Origin of the sequence: Kushneria halocnemicola (assembly GCF_965650455.1) — a bacterium.
In the GTDB taxonomy this organism is placed as follows: Bacteria; Pseudomonadota; Gammaproteobacteria; order Pseudomonadales; family Halomonadaceae; genus Kushneria.
In genome coordinates, this window is the sequence record NZ_OZ287968.1 from 884093 (window position 1) to 896659 (window position 12567).

Sequence of the window (12567 nt, forward strand, 5' to 3'; positions counted from 1 at the left end):
ACCTTGAGTGATGCGGAGTAAAAGACGTGACTGAAGTCGCTGAAAGCCGCGATTTAAAACTGACGCATGAGGATTTCGAGCGCGTAAGGCGTCTGATCCATGAGCGTGCAGGTATCGCACTGGCGTTACACAAAAAGGAGATGGTGTACAGCCGTCTGGCACGTCGTCTGCGCACGCTCGGGCTCAACCAGTTCAAGGCCTATCTGGATCTGCTGGACGGGCACGCCGAGTCTTCGGAGTGGGAGCATTTCGTCAACGCTTTGACGACCAATCTGACGTCGTTTTTCCGCGAAGCGCACCATTTTCCGATTCTGGCCGATCACGTTCGTGCTCAGAGCGGAAGCGTCAAGGTATGGTGTTGCGCCGCTTCCACAGGTGAAGAGCCCTGGTCGCTGGCCATGACGCTGACCGAAGCGCTGGGCTCAAAGGCGCAGAATGCCAAAATTGTGGCCACTGATATTGATACCAAAGCGCTCGCCACGGCGGCGGCCGGTATCTACCCGATCGCTCAAATCGAGAAACTGTCGATGGAGCAGCGCAAGCGGTTTTTCATGCGCGGGGTAGGGGCCAAATCCGGCGTCGCCCGCGTGAATCCGGCGCTGGCAGCCATGGTGGAATATCGCCAGCTCAATCTGCTGGCGGCGCGATGGGATGTTGAAGGTCCCTTTGATGTCATCTTTTGTCGCAACATCATGATTTATTTCGACAAGCCTACCCAGAAAAAGATCCTGGAAAGGTTTGCACCGATGCTCAAGCCCAACGGACTGCTTTTTGCCGGGCACTCCGAAAACTTTACGTATCTGACCGATGCCTTCCGGCTGCAGGGGCATACCGTTTATGGCCTTGCATCAAACCCGGGTTCCCGCCCATGAAATTTCGGGAGCAGGAAGGCCTGGCCAACCACTTTTACTTTGATCGTGATGACAGCCTTGACGCCGTCAAGCTGTTGCCCAGCGAGTATTACGTGGCGTCATCACCCATGGTGCTGTCGACGGTGCTGGGTTCCTGTGTCTCGGCGTGTATTCGAGACAGTGCAGCAGGTGTGGGCGGCATGAACCATTACATGTTGCCCGGCGATGGCAGTCACGATACCAGCGGGCCGCGTCTTCGCTACGGCGAGCACGCCATGAGCACGCTGGTCGAGGAAATATGTCGCCTTGGCGGGCGTCGCGACCGGCTGGAAGCCAAGGTGTTCGGGGGCGGTATGGTCATTGCCGGTATGGCATCGCGCATCGGATTTGCCAATGCCGAGTTTGTCATGGCGTGGCTTGATCGCGAAAACATTCGTGTCCTGGCGCAGGATCTTAACGGTAGCCATGCACGTCGCGTGCACTATCTGCCAGGGACCGGTCAGGTGAGGGTCAGACGTCTTAACGGTAGTGCCACGGTCTGCAGTCGTGAAAAGACATTGATCGAAGCGCTGGTTGGGGACGCTGTCAATCCGCTGGTCGCGGCCGCGGCAGGCATGAAAGGAGCAGGACGGTGAGCAAGATCAAGGTATTGTGTGTTGACGACTCGGCACTGATTCGCAGCCTGATCAGCGAGATCATCAATCAGGAACCGGACATGGAAGTGGTTGCCACGGCGCCGGATCCGCTGGTGGCTCGTGATCTGATCAAGCGAACCAACCCCGATGTGCTGACGCTGGATGTCGAAATGCCGCGCATGGACGGTCTGGACTTCCTTGAAAGGCTCATGCGCTTGCGCCCCATGCCTGTCGTGATGGTGTCGTCCCTGACAGAGCGCGGCTCGGAAATCACCATGCGCGCGCTTGAGCTGGGTGCCGTGGACTTCGTGACCAAGCCGCAGCTTGGCATTCGCGAGGGTATGGCCGAATACGCCCACGCCATTACCGACAAGATTCGGGCAGCGTCCAGAGCCAAACTCAAGGTGGCACAGCCGTCATCGACCCCGGCGCCGACAGCACTGCGTGCCCCGCTGTATTCCAGCGAGAAGCTTTTGATTGTCGGTGCTTCGACCGGGGGCACCGAAGCCATTCGGGAGTTTTTGATGCCGCTGCCTTCGGACAGCCCGGCAATACTGATTACACAGCACATGCCGGCCGGGTTTACCAAATCCTTTGCCGCGCGGCTGGACAGTCTGTGCCGCATCAGCGTGCGCGAGGCCGTCCATGGCGAGCGTGTGCTGCCCGGACATGCCTATCTGGCGCCGGGGGGCGAGGCGCATTTGCGTCTGGCCCGCAGCGGTGCCAACTATGTGATTTCGCTGGATCATGAGGCTCCGATCAACCGCCACCGGCCCTCCGTTGATGCGCTGTTTGAATCGGCTGCCACCCATGCGGGCAAAAACGCTATCGGGGTGCTGTTGACCGGCATGGGCAAGGATGGGGCTCAGGGGCTTTTGAAAATGCGTCAGGCCGGTGCCTGGACGCTGGCGCAGGACGAAGCCACCTGCGTGGTTTTTGGCATGCCGCGGGAGGCCATTGCGCTGGGCGGCGCCTGCGAGGTCGTCCCCATTACCAGCATGTGTGAGCGGGCGCTGGCACAGCTGGGTGGCAACAATCGACAGGCGCTGCGCGTCTAGCGCGGCATCATTGAATCGTTGACTCGCGCGCAAGCGCACTTATTTGAAAAGGAAATGGCAGACATGGCTGACAAGAACATTCATATCCTGGTGGTGGACGACTTTCCCACCATGCGTCGTATCGTTCGTAATCTTCTCAAGGAGCTTGGCTTCAACAACGTTGATGAAGCCGAAGATGGCGTTGATGGTCTGGCCAAGCTTCGCAGTGACAGCTTTGGTTTTGTGGTCTCTGACTGGAACATGCCCAACCTGGACGGGCTGGAAATGCTCAAGCAGATTCGCGCCGATGACGCACTCAAGCATCTTCCGGTGCTGATGGTGACGGCAGAAGCCAAAAAGGAAAACATCATTGCCGCGGCGCAGGCCGGTGCCAATGGTTACGTGGTCAAACCCTTTACCGCCGCAACGCTCGAAGAAAAGCTGAACAAGATCTTCGAAAAGCTCGATAAATAGGCCTGCGGACAGCCATCGGGAGTTAATGACATGACAGCCAATGCCAATCCGCAGAACGTAGATGATGCGATCCCGCCGGACCTTATCGCACGAATCGGCCAGCTTACGCGTGCGTTGCGTGACAATATGCGAGAGCTGGGTCTGGACAAGGAAGTCGAGAAGGCCGCTCAGGCCATTCCCGATTCCCGCGATCGCCTGAGCTATATCGCCTCCATGACCGAGCAGGCCGCCGAGCGCTCGCTCAATGCCATCGAGATCGCCCAGCCGATCCAGGACAACATCGAAAAGCAGTCGGCAGAACTGGCCACCCGATGGGACCAGTGGTTCGACAAGCCGCTTGAGCAGGGCGAGGCGCGGGATCTGGTCGGCGATACCCGGGCCTATCTCGAATGGGTACCGGCCCAGACCCGCGCGACCCAGAGTCAGCTCATGGAAGTCATGATGGCTCAGGACTTTCAGGATCTGACTGGTCAGGTCATCAAGAAGATGATGGAGGTCATTCACGAGATCGAGCGCGAACTTCTGCAGGTACTGATCGACAACATGCCCTCGGAAGCCATGCGCGAGCGTGCCAAAGAGAGCAACAAGGCGCCGGATGGTCTGCTCAACGGCCCGCAGATCAAGACAGAAGGGCGCACCGATATCGTGACCGACCAGTCACAGGTCGATGACCTGCTCGACAGCCTCGGGTTTTAAACCCTATCTCCTGCTTATGTTTCGAATAGCTCTCCCCGGGGAGGGCTATTCGAGCGATTGTTTTCCCCACCTTCCTCGCACAATGTCGCCCAGTGAGCACAACGCTCTACATGATGTCATGGGGTCGAAATGTCAGGCGACAGCGACGCAGAAAAAACCGAAGAGCCCACGGCACGACGTCTTGAAAAGGCCCGTGAAGACGGCCAGGTTGCTCGTTCACGTGAATTGACCACCTTTTTGATGCTGACTGTCGGGGCCGCCGGCCTGGCACTTTGCATGAGCTGGATGGGCGAGACGCTGTCCGGGGTCATGAGCGATGGGCTGACCTTTGATGCAGACGTGGCACGCGATCCCACCCGGATGATGATCAATGTCTCGGCGCTGGGTGGTCGGGCGCTTCTGGCTCTTGCCCCCATCATGGGCATCATGGGTGTCGTGGCGTTGATGGCCCCCATGGCGCTGGGTGGCTGGCTGTTCTCGACCAAGTCGATCAAGTTCGATATTAAAAAGCTCAACCCGGGGGCCGGTTTAAAGCGCATCTTTTCCAGCCAGGCGCTGGCTGAACTTGCCAAGACCATTGCCAAGTCGATGCTGATCGCGCTGGTGGCCGCCTTTTTCATCCGCAGCCATCAGGGCGAGCTTCTGGGGCTTGCCGGAGAAAGCATTCAGTCCGCCATGCGCCACATGCTGCTGCTGGTGGTGTTTTGCTGCGCCCTGATTCTGCTGGCCTTTATCGTCGTCATTCTGATCGATGTGCCCTATCAGCTGTGGAGCCATACCAAAAAGCTTCGCATGAGTCGGGAAGACATTCGTCAGGAGCACAAGGAGTCTGAAGGCGACCCGCACGTCAAGGGCCGTATTCGCCAGCAGCAGCAGGCGATTGCGCGGCGCCGCATGATGAGCGAGGTCCCCACGGCCGACGTGATCATCACCAACCCGACCCACTTTGCCGTGGCGCTGGCCTACAAGGATGACGAAATGGGCGCCCCCCGCGTGGTGGCCAAGGGGGCCGATGCCGTGGCGGCCAAAATTCGCGAACTGGGTCAGGAAAATCGTATTCCCTTTCTGGAGGCACCGGCGCTGGCGCGCTCGCTGTATCGCCATGGCGAGCTGGGCCGGGAGATTCCGGCGCCGCTTTATACCGCTGTGGCTGAAGTGCTGGCCTGGGTCTATCAGCTCCGACGCTATCGCAGCGAGGGGGGGAAATCGCCGCAGCGGCCCGGGCATATCGAGGTGCCTGAAGACATGGCCTATACCCCGACACCTTCGGACGACGATGACAACAATGAACATTAATGCCCGGGCGTGGCACTGCCCATTAAAGGCGCTGAACAATCTATCTACCATGACAGGTCATCGCTGACATGAATGCATTGAGTGCACTGCTTTCCCGTAGTGGTCTGAATCAGAGCAGCCAGCTGAAGTTTCTGGCCGGCCCGGTTCTGATTCTGATGATCCTGTCGATGATGGTGCTGCCGCTGCCACCATTTCTGCTCGACATGCTGTTTACCTTCAACATTGCGCTGTCGATCATGGTGCTGCTGGTGAGCATGTTCACCACCAAACCGCTCGAGTTTGCAGCCTTTCCAGCGGTGCTTTTGTTTTCGACGCTGCTGCGCTTGTCATTGAACGTCGCATCGACCCGTGTGGTCCTGCTGGAAGGTCACAGCGGTGGCGACGCCGCGGGCAAGGTGATCGAGGCCTTCGCCGAGTTTCTGGTGGGCGGTAATTTCGCCGTGGGTCTGGTGGTGTTCGTGATTCTGGTCGTCATCAACTTTATGGTCATCACCAAGGGCGCCGGTCGTATTGCCGAAGTCGGGGCCCGCTTTACCCTGGATGCCATGCCCGGCAAGCAGATGGCCATCGATGCCGATCTCAATGCCGGTCTGATCGATGAAAAATTTGCGCGTGAGCGGCGCAAGGAGATCGCTCAGGAAGCCGAATTCTTCGGTTCCATGGACGGTGCCAGCAAGTTTGTACGCGGCGATGCCATCGCCGGTATCCTGATCATGGTCATCAACATCGTAGGCGGACTGGTGGTGGGTGTGGCCCAGCACGGGATGTCGGTCGGCGATGCCGCACACACCTACACACTCCTGACCATCGGGGACGGTCTGGTCGGCCAGATCCCGGCGCTGATTATCTCGACCGCCGCCGGTGTCACCGTTTCGCGCGTTAATACCGAGCAGGATGTGGGCCAGCAGCTGCTGGGCCAGCTGTTTACCAATCCTCGGGTTCTCTATCTTGCCGCGGGCGTCATCGGTCTGCTGGGCATCATCCCCGGCATGCCCAACCTGGTGTTTTTGATGTTCACCGCCATGCTGGGTGGTCTGGGCTGGTACCTGAGCAAGAAAAACAAGGAAGCGGCCAGCGTTGAAGAAACGCAGCCCGCACCAGCAGCCGCCACGGACAGCCATGAAGCCAGCTGGGATGACGTGCAGCTGGTTGACCCGCTCGGCCTTGAGGTCGGCCATCGCCTGATTCCGCTGGTGGACCAGAATCAGGATGGCGAGCTTTTAAAGCGCATCAAAAGCCTGCGCAAGAAGTTTGCTCAGGAGGTCGGGTTTCTACCGCCGGTGGTGCATATCCGCGACAACCTGTCATTGCAGCCACAGCAGTATCGTATCGCCCTTAATGGTGTACTGATCGGTGAGGGAGAGGCCTGGCCTGGCCAGTATCTGGCCATCGACCCCGGCCAGGCGATGGGCAATCTTGAAGGTCGTATCACAAAGGATCCGGCATTCGGGCTGCCGGCCACCTGGATCGATGCCAATCAGCGCGATCAGGCGCAGATGCAGGGCTTTACCGTGGTAGATGCCAGCACGGTCGTGGCAACCCACCTCAATCATCTGCTGGGAGAGCATGGCAGCGAAATGATGGGGCGCAGCGAGACCCAGAAATTGCTGGATCGACTGGCGAAGGAATCGCCCAGTCTGGTCGAGGAGGTGGTGCCCAAGCTGATTTCGCTGACCACGCTGACCCGCATTTTGCAGCAGCTGTTGTCGGAAGACGTGTCGATTCGCGATATGCGCACCATTGTCGATACGCTGGCCGATCACGCCAGCCATACCACCGACGCCATGGAGCTGACGGCTGCCGTGCGACTGGCGCTGGGCCGTGCCATTACGCAGCAGTATTTCCCGGGCCAGGAGGCGGCCGAGGTTATCAGCCTGGATGTCGATCTGGAGAAAATGCTGATGCAGGCACTCAACAACGGTGGCGCGCTGGAGCCGGGGCTTGCCGATACCCTGATCCAGCAGGCAGAAACCGCAGTTCAGCGCCAGGAAGAGCGCGGGTTGCCGGCCGTACTTGTCGTACAGCATGGTGTGCGCTCGCTCTTGTCGCGCTTTTTGCGTCGGCGCCTGCCGCGCCTGGTCGTGCTGTCCCAGGCAGAAATTCCCGAAGAGCGACAGATTCGTGTGACCGCCATCATCGGAGCGCAGTCGTGACGCGTCGCCGGTTGTCGCAACGGGTAATAATGGCCGCTGCGTTGACATTGCCAGTGGCGCTTGTCGAGGCCGGCCCCGGTGGCGCCATCCCGGTTCAGGCCAGCATTCCGGATATGGTACAGAAGGGGTGGGAATACCGGGTGGCATTGGTGCCTTCTGCCAGCGCCCCCGCCGGTAGCCAACTGACCGACGTTTCCTGGCGCTATGAACTGGCCATGGATGGCCCGGTGCCTGCCGCCTGGCTATGTGCTCCAAGCGATTGTGTGGCACTACCCATGGCGCGCGGCAGTACCGATGCGCTGGCCGGTCTTCCGGCCGATACGCCACTGTCGCTGCATCTCGTCCTGCCGGGAGAGGGCATGCTCAAGCGACCGGTGCGGGGCGGCACGGCACAGGTGTTTGTCAATTATCAAATGCAGGATCGATAGCGGTGTTTCAGGGCAGGGTCTGATCGAAAAGGGAGTCCTGTCTGAAGGCAATCAACAGGCAGTTTGGAAGCTGTCGATAGAAATACGCCGTAGAAATAAAAAGGCCGCGCCATATTCATGGCGCGGCCTTTTGATATCGGGTGCCGGCGGGTCAGCCTACCAGGTGTGTACTGGAGCGGCCGATATTGTGCTGGCGACCGTTGGGGCCATACATGGTCATGCCGGCTGCCGTCTGGAGAAAGTTAAGGGCGCGGCTGTGAAAATCCAGACGCCTGCCGATCACGAACCCGTTAAGACGATTACGCTGCGCGGCCGCTTCGGTGCGCTCGATGATGCGCTGCCACAGCTCATTGAGTTCAAGCTTGATGGCGGCGCGATCGCTTGTGGCACGGTCCGAGGCCAGGCCACGGCTTTCGAGCAGTGCGCTTCTGGCGCGCTCGAGCTGATCCAGCCTGACCATTGAAGAGCCCTTGTGCTCGCAGGTCTGCAGCAGCGCTTCGATATCCACTGGATGCGTCTCCAGCAGCTCGGCTTCATGATCCAGCAAATCGATAAAGCGCCCGAGGGCTTCATCGATCTGACCGAGGATATTGGCGTAATCGTTCATTCACGTATTCTCCAAAGGCGTTAAAGCAGAGGGAGTGCCCTAGCCCTTGTTCGAAAGCAGCTCCTGTGCGCTTGCGATCAGGCCGTCGGCAATTTTTCCGGTATCAACCTCAAAGCTGCCGTCGCGAATGGCTTCACGCAGTTCATTGACGCGTACCGTGTCAATATCCTGTGAGCCATCCTGAGCGCTGGAAGGTACCCAGCGCGTCGCGGCGCTCTGCTCGGTTTTGGCGGTTTCAGGCGTGTTGACGCGTGCTACCGATACCGGGCTGGCAATGCGGTTGATCGAACCACTGTTACTGTCAATTTTCATCGTCATGCTCTCCGAAGCGCTCACTCGGGTGAGCTGATAAAGGGGCGCAGGCAAGCGCTGTTGTACCCATTATCGACATCACGGGCAGGTTCTTTAACCCGCGCGCGTAACGAAAGGTATCGATTGGATATCGGACGTAATGTTGCCGCCTTGTCGACTAGTGAACTTCCACCAGCCCCTCGCGACTTGCCTCACCATTGATCACGCTGCCAGAGGGCATTCTAACCCGAACACTTTCACCAAGGCCTGCGTCATTCAACGCATGGCCGTTGCTGCTGATCATGAAACCATTGCCCCTGATCAAAAGAGCAACCCTGGCACCTCGCTGAATCAATACGGGGGCCTTGACCATGCCTGCCTGAAACGGCTGACCGGCGGCAATACGACGCTGCGAGACCTGGCCTATCAGCTGTGAGGCATCGGTAATCAAGCGGCTGGAAAGCCGGGTCAGGTCGCCTTCCTGCCAGTCAAGATCACTTTCCTCGATCACATCGCCCGGCATGATGTTGCGATTGACAACCGGATATTGTCCGTTGATATGTACGTAGGCCTGAAAATAACGCGTTTCCGGTGCGTTGCCCGGGCAGCGTATACCTATCGACGTACGACCCGAGACCTTGCCACCGCGACCCGGCAGAAAGGGAGAGGGGGCCTGACAGGCCATGGCCGCCGCCGGTGATGGCGTCACATCGATGACAACTTCCCCATTTTCGCCTGCAGTCTGCTCCAGCAAAAATCCTTCAATCACGTCATAAATGACCTGCTCACTTGCCTGAGCCGGCGCACAGACAAGCCCTGCCGCTACCAGTAGAAGGGTAGCGCCACGATGGTAGTGCCTTTGAAGTGAACATGTGAAGGGCAGCGACATGAAATGGCCTGTTGTCATTAAACGGTTACCCGGATGCTGGGCATTCTAGAGAAGTGCCAGAAAAAACAGGGTGCGAAATAACCCCTAAAAAGCAGCCTTTTCGTTCAATGGTGATGGTTGCGCTCTCTTTATGCTGCGCTCATCCCGAAAGGTAAGCGAAAGTAACCTTTGTTGTCTTAATGATTCATGGCGCAACGGAGTGACTCCCATGATCGACCGGCTCAACGCCTCACTCAACGTTATGCAGCATTCTCTTAACCTGCGTGCCGAACGCCAGGAAGTACTGTCAGCCAATATTGCCAACGCTGACACGCCCGGATACAAGGCACGCGACTTTGACTTCAAAAGCGAACTGGATCGTGTCGTCAATCAGGGGCGGGCAGAAGGGCAGAGTGGGCTATCACTGAGCATGACATCCAGTCGACACATTCCGGCACAGGCCGGCGGCAGCGTAGGCGGCATTGACATGCTGTATCGCAACCCGACGCAGCCAAGCCTGGATGGCAACACGGTCGACATGGATATGGAGCGTGTCAACTTTGCAGACAACGCCGTGCATTACCAGGCCGACGTACAGTTTCTGACCAGTCGATTGCAGGGCCTGAAAAACGCCATGCAGCGCGAGTCCTGATAACCGACAGGAGAGTAGTCCATGAGTCTTTTTAACGTTTTCAACATATCAGGATCGGCGCTGTCGGCGCAGTCACAGCGCATGAACGTGACCGCCAGCAACCTGGCCAACGCGGACAGTGTGGCGGGCCCGGATGGACAGCCCTACCGCGCCAGGCAGTTGACCTTTGAAATGGCCGGCGAGCCGGGCCAGCAGATCGGTGGCGTGCGCGTGGCGGGGATCAGTGAAGACCAGAGTGAATTCCGGCGTCTTTATGATCCGAAAAATCCGGCGGCGGATGACCAGGGCTACGTCAGCATGCCCAACGTGGATACCACCTCTGAAATGGTCAACATGATTTCGGCGGCGCGCTCCTATCAGGCCAACGTCGAAGTACTCAACACCAACAAGTCACTGATGCTCAAAACGCTGACGCTGGGTCAGTAAACCGGATCATCAAGGAGTGAACCATGGCATTTGACAGCTCTCTGGTGACCCGTGTTAACGGCACCGGTACTACCGGCGGGACCAACGGCAGCGGCATGGGCGCCACCAGCGCCAGTGATCTGGGCGAAGAGTTCATGAGCCTGCTGGTCGCGCAGCTTAAAAATCAGGATCCGCTCAATCCGATGGAGAACTCCGAGTTCACCTCGCAGATTGCGCAAATCAATACCGTCAGCGGTATCGACAAACTCAACAACACGCTGTCCAGCATTACCGGACAGATCGATGCCTCTCAGAAACTGCAGGCAGGTGCCATGGTAGGCCGTGGCGTGCTGGTAGAGGGCGATAAAGTGCATGTGGGCAACGAAACCATACTGCCCTTTGGTATCGAGCTTGACGACGATGCCGCCAAGGTAACGGCCACGATTACCGATGGCTCGGGCCGTACCATCAATCAGTACGATCTGGGCGAGATCAAGGCCGGTGTTCAGTCCTTCAACTGGGATGGCACCGACGTCAGCAAGGCCCGTGTCGAGGATGGCACCTATCAGGTCACTATCGCGGCTACTGACAGCAGCGGTCGCGCGGTGGCGTCACGTGCCCTTCAGTACGGCTATGTCAGTGGCGTGATGACTGCTGATAACACAACGAAGCTGGATCTGGGACCCAACATGGGCAGCGTCGCCTTCAACGACGTCAAACAGATTCTGTAATGCAGCACCGGGCGCGGTGTTGCGCGTCTTGACGATTCAACCGGTTTCGGCCGGCGAGACGATTTCCAAACAGAGGATGAACCATGGCTTTTACACAGGGTGTCAGTGGTCTTAATGCAGCGTCCAGTCAGCTGGATACTATCGGCAACAACATCGCCAACTCGCAGACCGTTGGCTTCAAGAAAAGCCGCACCGAGTTCGCGGACCTTTATGCCGGTGCCAAGGCGGGCCTGGGCGTACAGGTATCCGGGATTACTCAGGGATTTTCTCAGGGCGCGCTTGAAACAACCGATCGCAGTCTTGATCTGGCCATCGACGGGGGCGGTTTCTTCCGCCTGAGTGACGGTCAGCAGACGACCTATTCGCGCAACGGCCAGTTCCAGATGGATGCCAACGGCTTTCTGGTCAACAACACCGGCGGCAAGCTGACCGGCTATCCGGTCGATGATGCAACGTCTGCCAATCCGGTGGTACTGGCCGGTGCGCAGCCGGTGGCACTGCAGGTGGCCCAGGGGGATCTGGATGCCAGCGCCACGACTGGCGGTAGCATGACCTTTAACCTGAACTCGACCGATCCGGCAAAGGTGAATACCAACGGCGGCGCGATCGCCTTCGATGCGAGCAACCCGAAAAGCTACAACTGGCAGACGTCGCTGACGACCTACGACTCGCAGGGCAATGCACAGCAGGTCAACATGTATTTCGTGAAATCGCCGACGGCCGATAATGCCTGGACGGTTCATGCCATGAACAAGGGTGAGGAGGTTGGTACATCCAATCTCTCATTTAACGAAAATGGCAAGATTACCGGTGGCGATACGCTCAATCTGGCATTCAACCCGAACAACGGTGCGGCCAACTTCAATGCCAGCATTGATTTGTCAAACGTGACCCAAAACAGCGGCAGCTTTGTGGTCAAGGCAGCCAATCAGGACGGCTACGCCGCGGGCAGCCTGACCGGCATCTCGATTGCCGATAACGGCGATGTGCTGGGGAACTACTCCAACAACCAGAGCCGTGCGCTGGGTCGTGTCGCCCTGGCAAGCTTTACCAACGAACAGGGCCTCAAGCCCGATGGTAACAACGGCTGGCTGGCTACCACCGGCTCCGGGCAGGAACTGCTGGGCAGCGCCGGTACCGGTCAGCTGGGCTCGCTGCTCTCCGGCACGCTTGAGAACTCCAACGTCGATCTGGCCTCGGAGCTTGTCACCATGATCGTGGCGCAGCGTAACTATCAGGCCAATTCGCAGACCATCAAGACGCAGGACCAGATTCTGCAGACCATGGTCAGCCTGCGTTAACGCACGTTTAACCATCACCGTCAGGGCGGCCGGCCTCGTGCCGGCTGCCTTGATACCAGGCGGTCAGCAGGTTACCTCTCGTGGCGTTCATGAGATGGCCTTTTTAATACTCGCCACCGCGATAATTGGATCGCCATGGCGT

General features: G+C 58.4%; 15 protein-coding genes. 12 read left to right on the forward strand and 3 right to left on the reverse strand.

What is annotated here, in order from left to right; translation table 11 throughout:
- Positions 1–26: 26 nt before the first annotated feature.
- The 8 genes from ACS92L_RS03925 to ACS92L_RS03960 all read left to right on the forward strand — a co-directional run bounded on the left by ACS92L_RS03925 (position 27) and on the right by ACS92L_RS03960 (position 7570).
- On the forward strand, positions 27–872 hold the full coding sequence (locus ACS92L_RS03925; protein ID WP_438767217.1) for a CheR family methyltransferase: 846 nt from the start codon (positions 27–29) through the stop codon (positions 870–872).
- Positions 869–1486, forward strand: coding sequence for a chemoreceptor glutamine deamidase CheD (locus ACS92L_RS03930; protein ID WP_438767218.1), 618 nt, complete (start codon positions 869–871; stop codon positions 1484–1486). Before ACS92L_RS03925 ends, ACS92L_RS03930 begins: the two co-directional genes overlap by 4 nt.
- Positions 1483–2544, forward strand: a complete 1062-nt coding sequence (locus ACS92L_RS03935; protein ID WP_438767219.1) for a protein-glutamate methylesterase/protein-glutamine glutaminase — start codon at positions 1483–1485, stop codon at positions 2542–2544. Before ACS92L_RS03930 ends, ACS92L_RS03935 begins: the two co-directional genes overlap by 4 nt.
- A gap of 63 nt (positions 2545–2607) precedes the next feature.
- Positions 2608–2997, forward strand: coding sequence for a chemotaxis response regulator CheY (cheY, locus tag ACS92L_RS03940; RefSeq protein WP_115853266.1), 390 nt, complete (start codon positions 2608–2610; stop codon positions 2995–2997).
- 30 nt (positions 2998–3027) lie between these two features.
- The gene (gene cheZ / locus ACS92L_RS03945) at positions 3028–3693 is read left to right on the forward strand and encodes a protein phosphatase CheZ (protein WP_438767220.1); all 666 of its coding nucleotides are present in this window, start codon (positions 3028–3030) and stop codon (positions 3691–3693) included.
- A 129-nt stretch (positions 3694–3822) separates the two neighbouring features.
- Positions 3823–4989 (forward strand): flagellar biosynthesis protein FlhB, encoded by a 1167-nt coding sequence (flhB, locus tag ACS92L_RS03950; RefSeq protein ID WP_438767221.1) that lies wholly within the window; start codon positions 3823–3825, stop codon positions 4987–4989.
- A 68-nt stretch (positions 4990–5057) separates the two neighbouring features.
- Positions 5058–7142, forward strand: a complete 2085-nt coding sequence (flhA, locus tag ACS92L_RS03955; RefSeq protein WP_438767222.1) for a flagellar biosynthesis protein FlhA — start codon at positions 5058–5060, stop codon at positions 7140–7142.
- A gap of 29 nt (positions 7143–7171) precedes the next feature.
- On the forward strand, positions 7172–7570 hold the full coding sequence (locus tag ACS92L_RS03960; protein ID WP_438767223.1) for a flagellar protein FlhE: 399 nt from the start codon (positions 7172–7174) through the stop codon (positions 7568–7570).
- 151 nt (positions 7571–7721) lie between these two features.
- Here the strand turns inward: ACS92L_RS03960 and ACS92L_RS03965 are convergent, their stop codons facing one another.
- The 3 genes from ACS92L_RS03965 to flgA all read right to left on the reverse strand — a co-directional run bounded on the left by ACS92L_RS03965 (position 7722) and on the right by flgA (position 9357).
- A complete protein-coding gene (locus tag ACS92L_RS03965; RefSeq protein WP_438767224.1) occupies positions 7722–8177 on the reverse strand; it encodes a flagella synthesis protein FlgN in 456 nt (151 codons plus the stop codon).
- Positions 8178–8216: 39 nt separating this feature from the next.
- Complete coding sequence (gene flgM / locus ACS92L_RS03970; RefSeq protein WP_438767225.1) at positions 8217–8489, reverse strand: flagellar biosynthesis anti-sigma factor FlgM; 273 nt, start codon at positions 8487–8489, stop codon at positions 8217–8219.
- Between the two features lie 157 nt (positions 8490–8646).
- Positions 8647–9357: a flagellar basal body P-ring formation chaperone FlgA gene (gene flgA, locus ACS92L_RS03975; protein WP_438767226.1), complete on the reverse strand. Its 711-nt coding sequence runs from the start codon at positions 9355–9357 to the stop codon at positions 8647–8649.
- 208 nt (positions 9358–9565) lie between these two features.
- Here flgA and flgB point away from each other — a divergent pair, with 208 nt between their 5' ends.
- The 4 genes from flgB to flgE all read left to right on the forward strand — a co-directional run bounded on the left by flgB (position 9566) and on the right by flgE (position 12425).
- Complete coding sequence (flgB, locus tag ACS92L_RS03980) at positions 9566–9988, forward strand: flagellar basal body rod protein FlgB (RefSeq protein WP_438767227.1); 423 nt, start codon at positions 9566–9568, stop codon at positions 9986–9988.
- A 21-nt stretch (positions 9989–10009) separates the two neighbouring features.
- Complete coding sequence (flgC, locus tag ACS92L_RS03985; protein WP_438767228.1) at positions 10010–10414, forward strand: flagellar basal body rod protein FlgC; 405 nt, start codon at positions 10010–10012, stop codon at positions 10412–10414.
- 23 nt (positions 10415–10437) lie between these two features.
- The gene (locus tag ACS92L_RS03990) at positions 10438–11124 is read left to right on the forward strand and encodes a flagellar hook assembly protein FlgD (RefSeq protein WP_438767229.1); all 687 of its coding nucleotides are present in this window, start codon (positions 10438–10440) and stop codon (positions 11122–11124) included.
- An 83-nt stretch (positions 11125–11207) separates the two neighbouring features.
- Entirely contained in the window at positions 11208–12425 is a 1218-nt protein-coding gene (flgE, locus tag ACS92L_RS03995; protein WP_438767230.1) for a flagellar hook protein FlgE, read from the forward strand.
- The last annotated feature ends 142 nt before the right edge of the window (positions 12426–12567 follow it).